The 17,667-nt window shown below is 60.6% G+C and carries 15 protein-coding genes; 2 read left to right on the forward strand and 13 right to left on the reverse strand.

The genetic code is table 11. The features are described from left to right. Nucleotides 1-51: 51 nt before the first annotated feature. The 11 genes from NJC38_RS27165 to NJC38_RS27215 form a co-directional block, all read right to left on the reverse strand. Entirely contained in the window at nt 52-1,137 is a 1,086-nt protein-coding gene (locus NJC38_RS27165) for a glycosyltransferase family 1 protein (RefSeq protein ID WP_253117942.1), read from the reverse strand. A 65-nt stretch (nt 1,138-1,202) separates the two neighbouring features. Further along, nucleotides 1,203-2,432, reverse strand: a complete 1,230-nt coding sequence (locus tag NJC38_RS27170; protein ID WP_045493249.1) for a glycosyltransferase family 4 protein — start codon at nt 2,430-2,432, stop codon at nt 1,203-1,205. After that, on the reverse strand, nt 2,429-3,430 hold the full coding sequence (locus NJC38_RS27175) for a glycosyltransferase (protein WP_045493247.1): 1,002 nt from the start codon (nt 3,428-3,430) through the stop codon (nt 2,429-2,431). The genes NJC38_RS27170 and NJC38_RS27175 overlap by 4 nt, the downstream gene beginning before the upstream one ends. A 162-nt stretch (nt 3,431-3,592) precedes the next feature. After that, a complete protein-coding gene (gene rfaH / locus NJC38_RS27180; RefSeq protein WP_045493245.1) occupies nt 3,593-4,078 on the reverse strand; it encodes a transcription/translation regulatory transformer protein RfaH in 486 nt (161 codons plus the stop codon). Nucleotides 4,079-4,082: 4 nt separating this feature from the next. Further along, complete coding sequence (locus NJC38_RS27185; RefSeq protein WP_253117943.1) at nt 4,083-4,865, reverse strand: WbqC family protein; 783 nt, start codon at nt 4,863-4,865, stop codon at nt 4,083-4,085. A 30-nt stretch (nt 4,866-4,895) separates the two neighbouring features. Beyond that, on the reverse strand, nt 4,896-7,112 hold the full coding sequence (locus NJC38_RS27190) for a polysaccharide biosynthesis tyrosine autokinase (protein WP_253117944.1): 2,217 nt from the start codon (nt 7,110-7,112) through the stop codon (nt 4,896-4,898). Then, nucleotides 7,109-7,564, reverse strand: coding sequence for a low molecular weight protein-tyrosine-phosphatase (locus NJC38_RS27195; protein ID WP_045493236.1), 456 nt, complete (start codon nt 7,562-7,564; stop codon nt 7,109-7,111). The genes NJC38_RS27190 and NJC38_RS27195 overlap by 4 nt, the downstream gene beginning before the upstream one ends. Then, on the reverse strand, nt 7,554-8,489 hold the full coding sequence (locus tag NJC38_RS27200) for a glycosyltransferase (protein ID WP_045493233.1): 936 nt from the start codon (nt 8,487-8,489) through the stop codon (nt 7,554-7,556). Before NJC38_RS27200 ends, NJC38_RS27195 begins: the two co-directional genes overlap by 11 nt. A gap of 3 nt (nt 8,490-8,492) precedes the next feature. Next, the gene (locus NJC38_RS27205; protein WP_253117945.1) at nt 8,493-9,989 is read right to left on the reverse strand and encodes an oligosaccharide flippase family protein; all 1,497 of its coding nucleotides are present in this window, start codon (nt 9,987-9,989) and stop codon (nt 8,493-8,495) included. Nucleotides 9,990-9,994: 5 nt separating this feature from the next. Then, the gene (locus tag NJC38_RS27210) at nt 9,995-11,107 is read right to left on the reverse strand and encodes a DegT/DnrJ/EryC1/StrS family aminotransferase (RefSeq protein ID WP_253117946.1); all 1,113 of its coding nucleotides are present in this window, start codon (nt 11,105-11,107) and stop codon (nt 9,995-9,997) included. Continuing rightward, on the reverse strand, nt 11,100-11,903 hold the full coding sequence (locus NJC38_RS27215; protein WP_253117947.1) for a hypothetical protein: 804 nt from the start codon (nt 11,901-11,903) through the stop codon (nt 11,100-11,102). The genes NJC38_RS27210 and NJC38_RS27215 overlap by 8 nt, the downstream gene beginning before the upstream one ends. Before the next feature lie 795 nt (nt 11,904-12,698). Between NJC38_RS27215 and NJC38_RS27220 the strand changes: the two genes are divergently transcribed. Continuing rightward, the gene (locus NJC38_RS27220) at nt 12,699-13,877 is read left to right on the forward strand and encodes an aminotransferase class V-fold PLP-dependent enzyme (protein ID WP_253117948.1); all 1,179 of its coding nucleotides are present in this window, start codon (nt 12,699-12,701) and stop codon (nt 13,875-13,877) included. A 100-nt stretch (nt 13,878-13,977) separates the two neighbouring features. After that, entirely contained in the window at nt 13,978-15,786 is a 1,809-nt protein-coding gene (locus NJC38_RS27225) for an aminopeptidase P family protein (RefSeq protein WP_253117949.1), read from the forward strand. A gap of 18 nt (nt 15,787-15,804) precedes the next feature. On the opposite strand, the gene NJC38_RS27230 is transcribed toward NJC38_RS27225, so the two are convergent. Together NJC38_RS27230 and rhtA are read right to left on the reverse strand one after the other, a co-directional pair. Then, the gene (locus NJC38_RS27230; RefSeq protein WP_253117950.1) at nt 15,805-16,095 is read right to left on the reverse strand and encodes a hypothetical protein; all 291 of its coding nucleotides are present in this window, start codon (nt 16,093-16,095) and stop codon (nt 15,805-15,807) included. Between the two features lie 162 nt (nt 16,096-16,257). Then, on the reverse strand, nt 16,258-17,145 hold the full coding sequence (rhtA, locus tag NJC38_RS27235) for a threonine/homoserine exporter RhtA (RefSeq protein ID WP_253117951.1): 888 nt from the start codon (nt 17,143-17,145) through the stop codon (nt 16,258-16,260). Nucleotides 17,146-17,667: the final 522 nt, after the last annotated feature.

Below are 17,667 nucleotides of genomic sequence, written 5' to 3' on the forward strand. Positions count from 1 at the left end.
GCGAGTGAGCGGCGATGCGAACAGCGTGCAGCCGGATCTCAGGGCTGGGGGTCAGGTGCGCGGCAGGCTGCTGCGTTGCAGGCCAGGTTCGGGGAGCTGGTCGAGCCGTTGCGACAGCCGCAGCGCTGAGTGCCGCCAACTGAAGCGGGCAACGTTGGCCAGGCCCTTGCGACGAAGGAACTGGCGCAGATCCGCCTCATTGAGCAGCCGCTGCATGGCGGCGGCCATCTGCTGGACATCCAGCGGGTCGAAGTACAGCGCGCTGTCGCGCAGCACTTCCGGAATCGACGCGGCGCTGGACGCCAGCACCGGGCAGCCACAGGCCTGGGCCTCAAGTGGCGGGATGCCGAAACCTTCGTACAGTGAAGGAAACACGAATGCCGTGGCACCCTGGTACTGGGCGATCAGCTCGGCATCGTCGAGGCGGCCGAGAAAACGGATGCGTGGGTCGCGGCAGGCCAGTTGTTGCAGGTCCGGGTCAGCGAACAGGCTGTTGGCGCTGCCGACGATGTGCAGTTGCAGATCTGGCTGACCGCGCAGGCTCAGGAACGCCTGGATCATGCGCCTGAAGTTCTTGTGCAGATTGGGTGAGGAGACCGCCAGCAGGTAGGGCTGTTCCGGTTGGCTGGCGGCGGGCATGAACTGCTCGCTGACGGCGGCTGACAGAATCAGGATGCGCTCTTTGGGCAGCCGGTAAAATCCGGCTATTTCGCTTTTGGAGAACTCGCTGTTGGTGACCAGTGCGCGGACCCGTGACAGCAGGATCGGCATGATCGTCCGGTAGGCTGCGCGATAGCGCCAGCTGTAGCTTTGCGGATGGCGAACGTAGGTGATGTCGTGGTGGGTGGCAACCTGATTGCGGTAGAACATCGGGTTGCTGTTGCTCAGTGACAGCAGCAGCGGATTGCCGTTGCGGCGCAGGTACAGCGGCAGGTCAAGCTGTTCCCACAAATGGCCTTGGTGGCGGCCGATGCACTGCACCTGCAAGGCCTGGGCGCTGGCGTGGTTTTTGATACCGTGCGGGGCGACGAAGACCAGATCGTCGCGCAGTTGGCGCAGCGCCAGGCAGATCTGCTCGGCGTAGCGTTGCACACCGCAGGTGTCCTGGGTCAGAAAACGGGCATTGATAACGATCATCGCAGGGGCCTGCAAAGTGATGAAACGGATGAATGTCAGAGCCTTGACGGGCTGTGTCGCGGGCGTCAGATCGGATGTGGCTGGGGCAGGGCCATGCGCCCTTGCAGGGTCTGGATGAACAGGCGTTCGTAGCTGTCGAGCATCAACTCCAGGTCGAGTAGCGCGGCAACGCTGCTGCGCGCCTGAGCGCTGAGGCGGGCCAGTAGTTGCGGTTGCTGGTGCAGTTTGAGCATCGCCAGGCCCAGTGAGTCGGGGTCGTCCGGGCTGCACAGCAGGCCGTTGAGCTGGTCCTGGATGATCTCCGTCAGGCCGCCCATACGACTGGCGATCACCGGCCGCGAATGAGCGCAGGCTTCTACGGCGACCATGCCGAATGGCTCGCTCCAGGTCGAAGGCACCACCGCCACATCGATTCCGGCGTAGAACCGTTCCGGTTGCTGATAGCCGACAAAACGGATCCTCTCGCTATTGCCGGCCATGGCCTTGAAGCGCTGTTCATCGGCCACTTGGCCGCGCCCGGCGATATCGAGCGTGGCGTCGAACGGCAGGCGCTTGAACTGCTCGATCAGCCAGCCCACGCCCTTGGGCTCTGACAGCGTGCCCAGATAACCGAAGCGCAGCGGTGCTTGCGCACTGCGGCTCGGCGACCAGGCCGGCAAGGGCGCTGGAAACGGGCTGGCGTTATAGATCACCTGACAGCTCGCGCCCTTGAAGTAGCCATGGTTACGCAGCCGGTCGAGCATGAAGCGGCTGACCGCGACCACGCTGTCGACCTGCGTCGAGCGTTCGGCGTGCCCCTTGCGAAACTGCACGCACATTCCACAGCGCTGCTGGCAGTCACGGCCTTGCTTGAACATGGTGCTGCTCGGGCACAGCAGGTACAGGTCATGTAACACCTGAACGATGGGCAGGTTGTTATGGCTGATTTCATCCCAGGCCGAGACCGACCAGCCGGTGAGGTTATGGCAGACCACCAGGTCGGGTTGTTCGAGCTTGATGACCCGCTTGAGGTGCTCGCGCATGCCGCTGTTGTAGCGGTCACGCAGGTGCCAGCCAAGGCGTGCCAGCCGACCTGGACGGCGCTGAGTGAAGTGCCAGTAGAAATTGCGCAGGCCGGCGCGGTAGACCCTGACCTGATTGACCTCTTCCTGATACAGGCCGGCTTTGGCACCCGTGACCAGCACCCGTACGTTATGGCCGCGCGCCTGCAACCCTTCGACAGTGCGTTGCAGGATGATTTCTGCACCGCCGCCAATGTCCGGGGCATACAGGCTGCTGAGAAACAGAAGCTTCATAGCGGATAGGACCGGTTCAGGCCCAACAGCCCCGACTCGCCATCGGCAATCGCCTGTTCGAGCAGTTTCAGACGCGGGCCGGCATCGCAGCGGCGGGCGAAGACCCGCAGCAGGCGCAGGAACAACCAGCGATTGAGCTGGTAGAGCAACGGCGAACTGACCCAGATGTTCTTGTCAAACCAGGCCTGATTACGTGCACCGTAGTAGGCGCGCAGGTCGGAATCGCCGAGCAGGTAACTCTCGTAGACATTGCTGGTGCGTTGCTTGATGTTCCAGGAATGCTCCAGGTCGTCGAGCAGCGCTTCGGGCACCAGAAACAAGCGTCCGCCATTGGCGGTGATGCGCCAGGTGTATTCGTTGTCGTCGGCGTACAGCTTCAAGGCATCGAGCGGCAGACCGATCTTGCGGTACAGGCTGTGATGGGCCAGCAGACCGCCGTACGTGGCAAACGGCAGTTGCACCAGCGAAGGCAGGCCAGCACTGAGCCGTGGTCGTCCCCACGGCAAGCGCCGCCAGAGTTTGTACGGCACCTGAGCGATATGAAAACCCAGAAAGCTTGAGCGCTTCTGCAGGGCAAAACGCTGCGGCACGCCGGTGGCAATGTCGGCCTGATGGGTAGGGCGAAAGCCGAGCACTGCGGTGTTGTCGGCGTCGTGCGCCTGGATCAGGCGTTGCAGCCGGTCATGCAGCACTTCCACGGCATTGGGCGTCGGCGCATTGTCGTCGTCCATCAACCACAGGTACTCGCCACCGGCCTGCAGCGCGGCCTGAATCCCTATGGCATAGCCGTTGGCCGAGCCGGTGTTGTGCTCAAGGTGGATCACCCGAACCTGCTCGGGCCACTGTTCGGTCAATTTGTGCAGCGGCGCCGTCGAGGCGTTACTGACCACAATGACCCGCTCGATCAAGGGGTTTGCCAGCGAGCGGCTGATCAGCGTATGCAAATAGCTGTAGCGATCCCCGTAGGTCAGGGTCACCAGCGTGGTCTGCTTGGACATGGGACATTCCGTTGTAAAGGCGAGGGTGGTGATTTGCCTGTAGGAGCGAACTTGCTCGCGAAGAGGCAATTGCAGTCACGACATTTGTGGCGCCTGGCCAATAGCATTCGCGACCAAGGTCGCTCCTACAGAGAAGCAATCCAGCCGACAAATCCGCAGGCTTCAGGCCGGTACACGCGCCAACTCGTTGAGCGGCAGGACGACCCGGTGCTGGCGCTGCATCAGGTTAAGCAGGATCACGGCCCGTTCGGTGCCGTCGAAGGCCAGAAAAATGGCTTCCACGTCACAGAAGCTGCGGCTGCGGATCAGCACCGGGTCACCTTGGTTGAAGCTTGAGTGCGGTGTCTGACCGGCCAGGCGCTGGCGGATCTGTTCGATCAGTTCATCGCTTACCGGGGTCGGCTGGCTACCGAACGTCACGATTCGCGACACGCCACGGGTGGAGCGAATCGGGTACCAGTTGTCCTGCATCTGGTCCATGCGGATGAACAGATAGCCGGGAAACAGGGTTTCGGGGCGGGCCGTGTTATTGGTCAGCGGCTGATAGCACTCGAACTGCTGGCGCTGCAGATGCTCCAGGGCACGGGCTTCCTGGCGTGGGCGGGTCTGGATCAGGTACCAGCGGGCGGGGACGGCGAGAGTCGTCATGCAATCACTCCCCGGCAAGCTGTGAGCTGAACGGCACGATATCGGCGTCCATGCACGGGTCGTTGGCAGCACCGCCCTCACTCACACTGAAGTTGCCGAGCAGCGCCTGCACCTGCTCGACGCTGTTGAACATCAGCACATCGATGATCGACAGGTTGGGCACGAACTCATGCTTGAGCTGTGCATAGCTGATCGGGTTCATGGTGAAGAAGCGCAGTTGCAGGCCGTTGCGGGCGAAGCGCTCACGGTCGTACAGCTCAAGGCCGCCAATCGGATTGAGGAAGGTGCCTGCCGAAAAGGTGTGGGCGATGTTGATGACCCGCTCCTGCTTGTCCGTGCAGGCGCTAAGGGTGAGGTTTGAGCCGCGCAGGATCGGCGTGCTGATCTGTAGGTAAGCGCAGATTTCACGCAGGGCGTTTTCTGCATACAGGGCCAGATTGTGTTGGGGGAAGCGGATCAGCCGCTCCAGCAGCGGCATGATCTCACTGAAGTAAGGTGCCTTGCGGTAGCTGTGAACGAGCAGGTTGACCAGCCGCGGCGCGTCGTTCTCGAAAAAACTGTCGGCCAGTTGGCGCTGCATGATGGGCAGCTCGAAGCGGTCCTTTTTGACTGCAAAAGTCATCAGCCGTGGCTGGCCTTCGCAGAGGATACGGTTACGGTTGACCCAGCCGGCGCGGATGTATTGCAGGTCATCGCCCAGTACGAATACATCGGCGGTGGCGATGAGCTGGAAATAGCCCAGATAGGGAAACAGGTACGGCTGCATCATTGCGATGGTCCTGGTCATGGTAAAGCTCCTTGTTCGTCGCAGGCCGGTTTATTTTTGAACCGGGTGGTAGCTGTAGCCGTAGGTCGTGCAGTCGTATTCGGCGGTGGAGGCCTTGCGCACCACTGCGTTGAAAATCGCGCCCTTGATGACGATGCCGTTCTGGTTGAGGCGGCGTTTGCAGGCTTCCAGTTCGCGGGTGGTGGTCAGGCCGAAACGTGCCACCAGCAGGCAAGTGCCGGCCTGGCGGCCGACCAGGGTGCCGTCGGTCACGGCGAGGATCGGCGGGGTGTCGATGATGATCAGGTCGTACTGCGGCGATAGCTCGCCGAGCATCCGGTTGAAGTTGTCGTGCATCAGCAATTCCGACGGGTTGGGCGCCGCGAAGCCACAGGAAATGAAGTCCAGGTGACGGACTTCGGTGTGATGAATGACCTCGGTGTACTTGAGCCTTGCTGCCAGGGTGTCAGACAACCCGTGGCGCGGTTGCAGGCCCAGTACCTTGTGCAGGTAGCCCCTGCGCATGTCGGCGTCGATCAGCAGGACCCGCTTGCCGGTCTGGGCAATGATCACCGCCAGGTTGGCGGAGACGAACGACTTGCCGGCGCCGGGCAGGGGGCTGGTGATCATCAGCACATTGTTGCGCGCTTCGAGCATCGCAAAATGCAGGCTGGTGCGCAGGCTGCGCAAGGATTCCAGGGCCAGTTCTTCCGGGGCGCGGGTGCTGAGCAGGCGCGACTCGCGGGGCAAGCCCGCCGCGTTGGCGGTTTTATCCAGACGCTCTTGCTGGCGCGAGAACGGCAGCGAGGCGTACACCGGCATGCCGAGGTTTTCGATCAGGTCGGGGTTTTCGATGCCGCGATAGAACGCCTGGCGGATAAAAATGATGATCACCGCCAGCAGGGCGCCACACAGGGTGGCGACCAGCACCAGCAGTTTCTTCATTGGCTTGACGGGTTTCTCGATATTGGTGTCGGCATTGTCGATGATGCGTACGTTGCCGATGCTGCCGGCGCGCAGGATGTCCTGTTCCTGGCTCTTGTTGAGCATCAGGGTGTAGGTCTGACTGATGACCTGCATGTCGCGGGTCAGGCGCAACAGTTCTTGCTGTGACTGGGGCAGGCTGTCGATCTTTTTCAGCAGGATCTGCTTCTGGCCTTCCAGTTGGCCGATCTGGCTCATCAAGCTGCGGTAGGTGGGGTGCTCGCGGGTGTAAAGACGCTCCAGCTCGACGCGTTTGAGCTTGAGCTCCGAGAGCCGGTTGTCCATCTCCACGACCTGATCGAGCACGCCTTTGGTTTCAATGGACAGGTCCACCGAGCGGGCGCTGGTCTGGAATTTCTGCAGAGCGGTCTCGGCTTCTTCGAGTTGCTTGCGCACCATCGGCAATTGCGAGCGAAGAAACTCCAGCCGCTGCGCGGCTTCGGCCGAACTGCGCTCGACATTCTGGCGCACATACAGGCGGCTGACCTCGTTGAGAATGCGGTTGGCTTTCTCGGCGTCCGGGTCTTGCAGAGAGAGGTAGATGATGCCCGAGTCTTTGCCGGCCTCGATGATCTTCAGGCGATCCTGCCAGAGCAGCGCGCTGCTCAGGGTGCGCTGACGCGACACGCTGAACTCGGTGCCGGGACGGGCGTTGAGTTCGGCGACCTGCATGATCACACCATGGCCCAGGCTGGTGCGTCGTACCGCGCCATTGAGCAGCAGATTGCCGTCGGCGTCATACAGGCTGTACTCACCGGTTTTGCCGGCCACCAGTTTCAATGCCTCACCCAGCAACGCCTCGGGCACTGTGAGCTGGAAAATATCGAGCTTCTCCCCGCCCCATGCATAGCGGTCCAGGCCAAACAGCGGTTCGGCCAGTTGCCCCTGATACTCCGGCTGGAAATTACGCGCCAGCCAGGCGCCGATGACCGGCACGTGGTCGGGGGTTGCCTCGATGTTCAGGCGCAGGTCATCGACCACCTTGACCAGCAGCGCGCGGGATTTGATCAGCTCGATCTCGGTGGTGGCCTGGGAGGCCGACATCGGTTTGTTGCTGACCTCCGGCACGCCTTCGATACCAACCTTGCGCGGTTCGATCTGGATCATCGCCGAGGCCTGGTACACCGGTGTGGCGAGCACCACGTACAGTACGCCGAGCACGAAGAACATGCCGGTCAGCCAGAAAATCAGGCGCTTGTGGTCGAGCAACAGGTGTAACAGGGTGGTCAGGTCGATCCGGGTGTCCTGGTAGTGGTCCAGGGTGGAGCGGTTCATGACAGTCATTGGTTCGGATCTCCTGACTGAATATAAGGAAGCCAGTCATCGACGCAGCGCGACAGATGCGTGTAGGTCTGTTCGAACGCCGCTCTGGGGCGCTTATAGGGGTCGACGATTTCTGCCGCGTGCTGCCACTGGCCGATCAGGAAGGTCTTGCCGCGCACCTCCGGGGCCAGACGAAACAGACTGGCCAGGTGCGGTTGCTCCATCGACAGGATCAGGTCGGCACGGCGCAACATTTGCCGGTCCACCTGCTGCGAGCGATGGCCGGGCAGCTCAAGGCCGTGAAGGTCCAGTACTTCCCTGGCCAGGCCATCGATCGGTGCGCCGGTCAGCGCGTGCAGGCCGGCCGAGCGGATCGAGATCGGCCGGTCTGCCAGCCGGTCACGCAGAATGGCCTCGGCCATGGGGCTGCGGCAGATGTTGCCGACGCAGACCACCAGCAGTTCACTGAACATGGGCTTTGGCCGGTTGTGGACGCAGGCGCCGGCCAAGGTTGACAACGAAGTTGCGTGCCACCCGCAGCAGGGCCTGGACCTTGTGGCGCGGCGACAAGGCAGACAGCGACAGGCAGACACTCTGGATCAGGAAGTGCTCATACAGCGCCTGGTTGCCGAGGCGGTGGTAGTAGTTGGCCAGGCTTGAGCTGGTCTGCAGGCTCATGTGCAACTTGCGCTTGTCGCTGCGCATCGAAAAGATCCCGCCAGGGTGCAGGCGGTAGGCCGCCGGTTTGATTTGCGCCATGAACTTGCCTTTGCCATAGGCGCCGAGCAGCGACCACCAGCACAGGTCGTTGAGCGGTGCGACGCGCATCTGCAACTCTGGCGGCATGCTGCTCAGCACATTGCGAAAACAGGTGGTCAGGGTCGATATGGGCCGGGCCTTTTGCAGCTCCAGCGCAGTGGCATCGCCGCGCAATTTACCTTGCAGTTGCACGCCGTACTGGCCCTTGTCATCGAAGGCAATCGCGTCGTGGTAGGTGATCACGTAGTCGGGGTGGCGCTCCAGAAAATCCACCTGCAACTGCAGTTTGCGCGGGTCGGTCCAGTAGTCATCACCTTCACAGAACGCGATATAGCGGCCCCGCGCTTTGACAAACAATTCGGGCACACAGGGCTTGCCGAGCCGAAACTGATTTTCGCTCTGATAAAACGGCCGGATGATGTGCGCATAGCGCTCGGCGTATTGCGCGATGATCCGCGCGGTGTTGTCAGTCGAGGCATCGTCGTTGATGAGGATCTCGAAGTTGAAATCGGTCTGCTGCGCCAGGAATCCATCCAGGGTCTGGGCGATGAACGCTTCCTGGTTATAGGTCGGGCAGACAATGCTCAACAACGGTGGCTGGGACGATTCGTGGCGCGTATGACGGGCAATGGCATCCATGGCTCAGGTACTCGGTTTGCTCAACGTTAGATAGATCTTGTGCAGCAGCGGGCGATGACTGAGGGTCACCGGCAACAGGGTCAGCAAACCGCTGAGCGCCAGCGCAAGGACCACGCTGAAACGATCAGGGCCGGCAATCAGTTCGAACAGCGGCGCACTCAGCGTCAGGCCGAGCAAGGTCATCAGGCTGATCCGCAGCAGGTCGCGCAGCCACGGCCCATGCAGGGCAGGCGCCAGGCGGCGGTGGACGATCAGCGGCCAGATCGCCAGTGACACCAGACGCAGGCCGGCCCAGCTCAGCGCTGCACCGAGCACGCCCAGTTCATGGATGGCCCAGACCGTCAGCGGCACGCTGATGACGGCGCAAACCAGGCTGTAGGTGACGTGCAGGCGGATCTGCCCGTAGGCGTATTGCAGGTAAAACTGAAAGCCGCTGATGGCCATGATCGCGCTGCCCAGCACGTACCAGCCCAGCACCGGCTGGCTCCAGCGGGCGGCCTGCAGGTCGCCGGTCCAGGCATAGATCAGCGCCTGGCCATGCAGGGCGATGATCCCGGCCAGAGGAAACAGCAGGGTGCAGACAAACCGGTGGGCATCAAGAAACAGCCGGTGCATGTCCGCTTCGCGGTTCTCGGCCATCAACCGTGCCAGGCGCGGCAGCAGGGTCTGCACCAGCGGGTTGGTCAGGGTCAGCAGGCCGGTGGCGATCAGTGCGATCAGCGCGAAGTAGCCGTATTCATCGAGCGGCAGACGCTCGGCCAACAACACCTTGTCCAGTTGGGTCAGCACGATCCACAGGATCGCGGTGAACGACAGGCTGGCGGCGAACGGCATGAGCGGCCTGACCAGCGCGGCATCGAAACCGGCCAGGCCGGCAGGCATTTGCCGCCAGGCGCGCACCGCGAACAGCAAGCTTTCCAGCAGGCTGACCAGCACCTGGAACAGGAAAAAATCGCGTACCTCTTGCGACCACAGGCTGACCAGCAGCAGGGCGCCGAAGTAACGCAGGGTCGCGACCAGCACATTGGCGGCGTTCAGCCAGGCGTGCTGTTCCAGGCCCTGTAGCCCGCTGCGATAGAGGGTCGCGTACAGGCGCAGCGCGATAATCACGCCCATCAGGCTAATGCAGTCGCTGACAGTCTGCGCCGAGAGCACTTGTGCGTTCAGCCATTGGCTGGCCAGCCACGCACTGACCAGGTGCACGGCCAGCGCGCAACCGACGGTCAGCGGCACGAACAGCAGCTCGAACGAGCGCAGCAGCCGCCCGCTTGCCTGGCGACCGGCAGCGTCTGCCGGTTGTTGGGTGACGGCGCGTACCAGGCTCGGTGACAGGCCGGCGTCGAGCAATTGCAACCAGGCTTGCAACACCGTGAAGAAGCCGATCAGGCCATAGGCCTCTGCCCCCAGATGCGCCAGGTAGAACGGCATTACAGCAATGCCGACCAGCAGCACGTAGGCTTGCCCGGCATAGTTGAACAGCGTATTGCGCATGACCGACATGGCTGTCACCCGACCTGGGCCACGGCGGAGCCGGCAGCCTCTGGACTGCAGGTTTCGAGCAGTGTCTGAATCACTTGTTGCTGATCTTGCGGGTGCAGGCCTGGGTAGATCGGCAGGCATAGCACCCGCTCGCTCAGGGCGCGGGCGATGGGTTGGCCGGCTTGTGGCTGGAGATATTCCAGCGTGTCGAGGCTGGGGTAGAAGTAACGGCGCGGATTGATGCCGTTGGCGTTGAGCGCCGTACGCGCCTTGAGCAGTTGCTGCTCGTCGCGCAGGGCCACCGGGAAGTAGCTGTTGTTCAACTGGCTGTCGGCCTGGGCGCTCTGCAGGTCCATGTAGTCGCGCAAGCGGCTGTTATAGCGCCAGGCGATTTCGGCACGGGCTTCAAGGATGTTGTCGATATCGTCGAGGATGCACAGGCCCATGGCGGCGGAGAATTCGTTGAGCTTGGCATTGATGCCGATGCCCTCGATGCGGTCGACATTGGCGATGCCGAAGTTGCACAGCAGCATGACCCGCCGCGCCACCTCGTCATCGTCAGTGACGATGGCGCCGCCTTCGATGGTGTGAAACAGCTTGGTGGCATGAAAACTCAAGGTGCTGATGTCACCCCAGCGGTACACCGATTGCCCGGCGTGGCGCACCGCGAAGGCATGAGCACCGTCGTAGATGACTTTCAGGTTGCGCCGGCGGGCAATGCGGTCAATCGCCTCGACGTCACACGGGTTGCCAAACACATGGGTGGCAACGATGGCGCTGGTGTCGGCTTCGATGGCTTGTTCGATGTGCGCCGGGGAGAGGTTCCAGGTCTGTGGGTCGATATCGGCGAATAACGGGCGGATGCCTTCCCACTGTAATGAGCTGGTGGTGGCGACGAAGCTGAACGGGGTGGTGACGGCACTGCCGGTCAGGTTCAGTGCGCGGTAGGCGATTTGCAAGGCCAGGGTGCCGTTGTTGGTGAGGATCACGTGACGCACGCCCAGGTAGTCGCGCAGCCGGGCTTGCAGTTCCATCAGCAGTGGCCCGTGATTGGTCAGCCAGCCACGGCTGTAGATCCCTTCGACGTAGCGCTTGAACTTGTCGATGTCGCCAAGGTACGTCTTGGTCACGTTAATCATCTGAACCTCCGTGTTGTCGGGCTGAAGAAGCGTCAGGCGTGAGGGCCTGAGCGCTGACCCGCATGGCCCGGCGTTCGGTAATGCGCCGGATCAGACGGGTAATGAGGCTGCCGTGGTGCGGGTCGCCGAAGTGCAAAATGGCGGTGGCGCGGATAACGCCGGGGCTGCACGGCTGGTTGGCATGCAGCGATCGGTAGCCCCAGAACAGGTAAATGCTGCCGGGGACCAATTGCACGATCAGCGGCTTGAGCCAGCCCAGGCGGATTGCCCATGCCAGCAAGCTGCGGGTTATGGCGTTTTGCAGCAGCATCTTGTGCAGCACATTGACCAGCAACGAACGCGAGGCGCTGCGCAGGTTGGGAAACATCATCAGGTCGCCACGCTGCTGGCCTTCATCCGGGATGTAGATGGGGATGAGCACCGTGACCAGGCTGGCATCGAAGTGAAAGCAGTTCGACTCCCGACGCCCTTGGTTGCCTTGCACGCAACGCAAGACCGGAAAGATGCTCTGGCCTACGCTTTGCTGGCCGGCAGCCAGGCAGTAAAGGTCGGCGAGCAATTGTTGCAGGGTCGGGCTGGAGCACATCTGCAGCAGTGAACAACCTGCCAGTGCCTGGTCTCCATGACAGGCGAAATACTCCCCGGCATGCCGCTGGGCCTGCTGGTCGGTAAAGGCGCGCAGTTGTGTCAGGTCATCGTGGCTCAACAGATTCTCGATACAGGCGTAGCCCTGAGTATCAATGCTGCGGGCCAATTGTCTGATCGGTTCAGAAACAGCTGCAAAAGTAGACGGCATTCGTTCACACCTCTGGGTAGGAGGAGGCGAAAAACCAAATACATTGGCGCCATGGCCTGGTTCATCGAGCATTTGTCTGGGCACGCTACCGCCCGAAGCTCAATGCTTCGGGGGGAGGCGTGAATAGGTGTAACCAGTCCTTGTCAATCGCTCAGAAATGTCCGAGCAATGGGAAAACTCCAGGCAAAGCTACCGCCACACCGAACAGAGTCAGCAGTTCAATAAGGGGTATGCGAGTTGACAGACATCCAGTGGCGCCAATAGCACCCTGGAAACAACCGGAATACGGGAATACAACCATGTAGGGGTCAATACGACCACATCAATGCAATGCTCTGTGGCATTGGCATACAAGCCAGGTGTGGTCAGACAGACCTATATATTGGGGCCGTCTGAGGATCTGTCAAATTATTTCGTCAAAATCCTGTTTTGTTTCTGATAAAAAACATGACTTTCAGGTAACCGATTGATTTTAAAGGTGTCAAAAAACATGTGTTGTTTTTTTGGCGCCCCTGTGTCGACTTTTAACTGTCCGGTTTACTGCCGGTTTTATTGATGACTTGACAGTCTTGCGGTACGCCTTGAATCGGTCTGTTGATCAAGTTGGCGGGATAATGAGTATTTTTATATGTGATTTGGTTATTAATTAATTCAAATTAATAATTTTTAGTTCTATTCGGTCTGGTGCATCATGAACCCATGGTTAGATGGGTCGGGTATCACGCAACCTCTGTAACGTGAGCCGGCCCAGGAAACGATCTGCCGAGCCAGATCGTGCATTCTAGAGGGATGTTCATGAGCGATAACGCACTGTATTTCGATTATGCCGCCACCACGCCTGTGGACGAGCGGGTCATTCAGGTGATTGTTTCGTGTCTGGGCCAATCAGGCACCTTTGGTAATCCGGCTTCCAGTTCTCACCGGTTCGGGCAGGCAGCACGGCAAACGGTCGAACTGGCCCGCCAACAGGTCGCGACACTGGTGGGCGCCAGCGCCGGCCAGATCATCTGGACCTCCGGGGCCACCGAATCCAACAATCTGGCACTTAAGGGCGCAGCGCAAGCCTGGCGTCAGCGCCAGGGTCGCGCCGGCGGGCATATCATCACCAGCCAGATTGAGCACAAAGCCATTCTCGATACTGCCCAATACCTTCAGGGGCAGGGCTTTGAGGTGACTTACCTGGTCCCTGACGCGGACGGGCTGATCACTCCCGAGGCGGTCAGCGCCGCGCTGCGTGAAGACACGCTGCTGGTCTCGCTGATGCTGGTCAACAATGAACTGGGCACGGTCAATGACATCGCCGAGACCGGTCGCCGGGTGCGCGCCCATGGCGCCTTGCTGCACGTCGATGCGGCTCAGGCGGCGGGCAAGTTGGCGATTGATCTGAGCGTACTGGAGGTCGATCTGATGTCGTTTTCAGCGCACAAGATTTACGGGCCCAAAGGTATCGGCGCGCTGTATGTCGGACCGCGTGCCGAGCAGCGGGTACTGGCGCAGATTCACGGTGGCGGCCATGAGCAGGGCTTGCGCTCCGGTACTCTGGCGACCCACCAGATTGCCGGAATGGGCAGCGCTTTCGCTCTGGCTGGCGAACATCTGGAGCAGGAGATCGCCGACACATGGCAGTTGAACCGGCGCTTGTGCGAGCTGCTGGCAGACGTTCCAGGGCTGGTCATTAACGGCAGCCGCGAGCAACGTATACCGCATACCTTGAGCTTGACCTTCACTCATCTGGACCTGGATGTCGCCGCACTGGGGCAATCGTTGGCGTTTTCTTCGACCTCGGCGTGCAATTCGGCCAGCAGCGCTCCGTCCCATGTCTTGTCGGCGCTGGGATACGATGCGCAGCGCGCTGCACAGACCATCCGCCTGAGCCTGGGACGTTTTACCCAGGCGGCGGATATCGATCGGGCCGCCGGGCTGATTCTCGGTGCATTGCGGCCGGCGCCGTTCTGGGCGGTTGCCCACGCCTGAGCGTGAGGCTACAGAATCGGCGAGCGCAGCCATTTGGTAGACACCCTCTGAGACCTGCTCCATTATCTGACCTGAATCGAACGGGTCAGCAGGAGTAGCAATGAGTACACAAACCCATGCCAAGGGAGTGGCGGCGCAACGTCTGGCCAGCGCGCGGGCGTTGATGAGTCGTGAAGGAATCGACGCGTGGTTGGTGCCGTCGGCTGATCCGCATCTCTCTGAATACCTGCCGGGCTACTGGCAAGGCCGGCAATGGCTTTGCGGATTCAACGGTTCGGTTGGCACGCTGGTTATCACCCATGATTTCGCCGGGTTGTGGGTCGACAGTCGCTACTGGGAGCAGGCCGAAAAGGAGCTGGCTGGCAGTGGCGTCGAACTGGTCAAACTGTTGCCCGGCCAGCAAGGCCCGTTGGAGTGGCTGGCTGATCAGGCGGTCGCCGACAGTGTGGTAGCGGTCGACGGCACGGTGCTGGCGGTGGCCTCTTCGCGGGCGCTGGCCAGCAAACTCTATGACCGTGGTGCCCGCCTGCGTACCGATATGGACCTGCTCAACGAGCTGTGGCGGGATCGCCCGGCGCTGCCGGCCAACCCGGTGTATGAGCATTTGCCGCCCCAGGCCAGCGAGAGCCGTCGCGACAAGATCGAGCGGTTGCGCAAGAGCATGCTCGAACGCGATGCCGACTGGCATTTCATTGCGACCCTGGATGACATCGCCTGGCTGTTTAACCTGAGGGGTTCGGATGTCTCCTATAACCCGGTGTTCATCTGTTTTGCGCTGATCGGACCGAACAGCGTCACGCTGTTTGTCGCAGGCGACAAGGTCAGCAAGTTTGTGCGCGAAAGCCTGGAGCGCGACGGTGTGTCGTTACTGGAGTACACCCAGATTGGTGCGGCCTTGCGTGAAGTGCCGGGCGATGCGCGGTTGCTTTTGGACCCTGCGAAGGTGACCTGCGGTCTGCTCGACTATCTGGATGCACAAGTCAGTCTGGTCGAAGCGCTGAACCCGACCACCCTGTTCAAGGCGCAGAAGAACGCTGAGGACACGCGGCATATTCGTCGAGTCATGGAGCAGGACGGCGCAGCACTGTGCGAATTCTTTGCCTGGCTGGACGGTGTGCTGGGGCGTGAGCCGGTCAGTGAGCTTGATATCGATGAGCAACTGAGTCTGGCCCGTAAGCGTCGTCCTGGTTACATCTGCCCCAGCTTCGCCACGATTGCCGGATTCAATGGCAATGGGGCCATGCCGCATTACCGCGCTAGCGAGGCGGCGTTTGCGCAGATCGAAGGCGATGGCCTGTTGCTGATCGACTCGGGTGGTCAGTATCTGGGGGGCACCACCGACATTACCCGGATGGTTCCTGTCGGTCGGCTGAGTGCCGAACAGAAGCAGGACTGCAGCCGAGTACTCAAGGGGGTGATTGCCCTGTCACGGGCGCATTTTCCCAAAGGCATCCTGTCGCCTTTGCTGGACGCGATTGCGCGGGCGCCCATCTGGGCTGATGAGGTGAACTATGGTCATGGAACCGGGCACGGGGTCGGGTACTTCCTGAACGTTCATGAAGGGCCGCAAGTGATCGCCTACCAAGCACCGGCGACGCCGCAGACCGCCATGCTGCCGGGCATGATTACCTCCATTGAGCCAGGTACTTATCGGCCGGGGCGGTGGGGCGTGAGAATCGAGAATCTGGTGATTAATCAGCCGGCGGGGCAAAGCGAGTTTGGTGAGTTCCTGCGTTTTGAAACCCTGACCCTGTGCCCGATCGATACCCGTTGCCTGGAGCTGGGTATGCTCAGCACTGAAGAAAAAGGCTGGCTCAATGCCTACCATGCTCACGTTAACGAGCGCCTGAGCCCCTTGCTGCAGGGAGCTGGGCTGACATGGTTGAGGGCGCGTACTGCCGCTGTCTGAGACAGCGGCACCGCCAGACTAAAGGCGGGGTTTCTTGCAGATGATGATCATGCTGCGGCTGGTGTAGCCGGCTGGATTGATGCCGAAGGGGTAATCGCCTGGATCTTCGACGGCATCGCCAGACTTGGCGATGACTCGGTACTCGGTCGACTCGCAGACATTGGTCGCTTGTTCGTAGCACCTGTCCCAAGAGGATGACAGGCCCGAGCAATTGATATGAATGCCGCGCTTGGTCTTCTTGACCGGTGCGCTGGTGGCTGCGCAGCCTGCCACGGCCACGAGCGCCAGTACGATAACGATGTATTTCATCCCGCTCCTTAACCGGTCACCTGGTTGAGCCTGCATTGAAGCTGGCGTGGACATTCGATGGCTTTCACCGTGGTCAGTTCACCCCATATGAATGAACCGTACCAGAGATGGCCTAAACATGTCTCATGTGCGAGGTAAATACCAGCCCTGCATGCTCAGCACTCAGTCAGCTGGTACCAGTTTGGGCTGGTCCGGGGCCGTCGACAGCGTGACGCCTATAGAAGCCAGGATAATCGCGCCGATGGCCAGCCATTGCAGCAGTGACAATTGCTCATGGAGAAAGACCATGCCGGAAAGCGCGGCAAATACCGGCTCCAGACTGGCCAGGGTGCCAAAGGTTCGCGCCGACATGCGGGTCAGGGCGACCATCTCCAGACTATAAGGCAGGGCTGTGGAGAGGATGGCCACTCCGATGGCCGCAGGCAGTAGTGATATATCCAGTAATGCAGAGCCGGCATGCGCGATACCGAACGGGGCAACGAACATCGCGGCCACAATTACCCCAAGTGCGGCAGTCTGCACGCCGTTATGCTCACCGGCCTTCTGGCCGAACACGATATAAGCTGCCCAGCAGGCGCCGGCACCCAGTGCGCAGGCGGCGCCGAATGGATCAAGGCTGGCGGCTGACTCGCTACCCGGTATAAGCAGCAGCAAGCCAAGAATCGCCAGGCCGATCCAGAGAAAGTCGACCAGCTTGCGTGAAGCGAGCAGCGCCACAGTTAGCGGGCCGGTAAGTTCCAGTGCCACGGCAATACCTAGCGGTACGCTGCGCAACGACATATAGAAGAGCAGGTTCATGCCGCCCAGCGCCACGCCATAAAGAATAATGGCCGGAATGGATTGGGCGGTAAGACGCGCACGCCAGGGGCGCAGCACCAGGATCATGATGATGGCGGCGAATATCAGGCGCAGAGTCGTTGTGCCTTGTGCGCCTACAGCAGGAAAAAGACTCTTGGCCAGGGATGCGCCGGTCTGGATCGAAGCCATCGCGATCAACAGCAATCCCAGCGGGAAGAGTAGGGGGGCGAGGCTACGGGATGAAGTGGTCATGACAGGCTCGAACAGGATAAGGATGGATCACTGATGAGCATGATGCGTAACAATGCAGAAGTGCGCAATATAATGCGCAATTATTTAATTTTGAAACAAAATGGAATTAACGGTTGACGGGGTTTCAGATGTCCTTATAATGCGCACCACTTCCAACGCGGAATGAACGAGAAACTCCTTGGTAATCAACGAGTTAGCAGTTCAGAAAGGGTTGGAGGCGGTGCGAGCCTCGTGGCTCCGGCGGTGAAAAAGGCAGTTGACAGCAACTTAGGATGCTGTAAGATTCGCCTCCCGCTGACGAGTTAATCGAAAGATGCTCGGCGCGCTGTTCGGTTCTAGCGTTTCGAAGTTTTGAATGAGTTTGAAGCTTCTGAAAATAAACGCTTGACAGAACAAGAGGTTGGCGTAGAATGCGCGCCTCGGTTGAAGCGAAAGGCTCAACCAACCGCTCTTTAACAATTGAATCAAGCAATTCGTGTGGGTGCTTGCGCTGTCAGACTGAGAGTCAACAGATTATCAGCA

Origin of the sequence: Pseudomonas sp. 21LCFQ010 (assembly GCF_024129905.1) — a bacterium.
In the GTDB taxonomy this organism is placed as follows: Bacteria; Pseudomonadota; Gammaproteobacteria; order Pseudomonadales; family Pseudomonadaceae; genus Aquipseudomonas.

What these genes read in the sequence shown, in the direction of transcription:
- NJC38_RS27185 (WP_253117943.1), bottom strand. Translation starts at nt 4,865, where the DNA reads ATGACCAGGACCATCGCAATGATGCAGCCGTACCTGTTTCCCTATCTG.
- NJC38_RS27215 (WP_253117947.1), bottom strand. Translation starts at nt 11,903, where the DNA reads ATGCCGTCTACTTTTGCAGCTGTTTCTGAACCGATCAGACAATTGGCC.
- NJC38_RS27175 (WP_045493247.1), bottom strand. Translation starts at nt 3,430, where the DNA reads ATGTCCAAGCAGACCACGCTGGTGACCCTGACCTACGGGGATCGCTAC.
- NJC38_RS27195 (WP_045493236.1), bottom strand. Translation starts at nt 7,564, where the DNA reads ATGTTCAGTGAACTGCTGGTGGTCTGCGTCGGCAACATCTGCCGCAGC.
- NJC38_RS27225 (WP_253117949.1), top strand. Translation starts at nt 13,978, where the DNA reads ATGAGTACACAAACCCATGCCAAGGGAGTGGCGGCGCAACGTCTGGCC.
- NJC38_RS27210 (WP_253117946.1), bottom strand. Translation starts at nt 11,107, where the DNA reads ATGATTAACGTGACCAAGACGTACCTTGGCGACATCGACAAGTTCAAG.
- rhtA (WP_253117951.1), bottom strand. Translation starts at nt 17,145, where the DNA reads ATGACCACTTCATCCCGTAGCCTCGCCCCCCTACTCTTCCCGCTGGGA.
- NJC38_RS27190 (WP_253117944.1), bottom strand. Translation starts at nt 7,112, where the DNA reads ATGACTGTCATGAACCGCTCCACCCTGGACCACTACCAGGACACCCGG.
- NJC38_RS27165 (WP_253117942.1), bottom strand. Translation starts at nt 1,137, where the DNA reads ATGATCGTTATCAATGCCCGTTTTCTGACCCAGGACACCTGCGGTGTG.
- NJC38_RS27200 (WP_045493233.1), bottom strand. Translation starts at nt 8,489, where the DNA reads ATGGATGCCATTGCCCGTCATACGCGCCACGAATCGTCCCAGCCACCG.
- NJC38_RS27220 (WP_253117948.1), top strand. Translation starts at nt 12,699, where the DNA reads ATGAGCGATAACGCACTGTATTTCGATTATGCCGCCACCACGCCTGTG.
- rfaH (WP_045493245.1), bottom strand. Translation starts at nt 4,078, where the DNA reads ATGACGACTCTCGCCGTCCCCGCCCGCTGGTACCTGATCCAGACCCGC.
- NJC38_RS27170 (WP_045493249.1), bottom strand. Translation starts at nt 2,432, where the DNA reads ATGAAGCTTCTGTTTCTCAGCAGCCTGTATGCCCCGGACATTGGCGGC.
- NJC38_RS27205 (WP_253117945.1), bottom strand. Translation starts at nt 9,989, where the DNA reads ATGTCGGTCATGCGCAATACGCTGTTCAACTATGCCGGGCAAGCCTAC.
- NJC38_RS27230 (WP_253117950.1), bottom strand. Translation starts at nt 16,095, where the DNA reads ATGAAATACATCGTTATCGTACTGGCGCTCGTGGCCGTGGCAGGCTGC.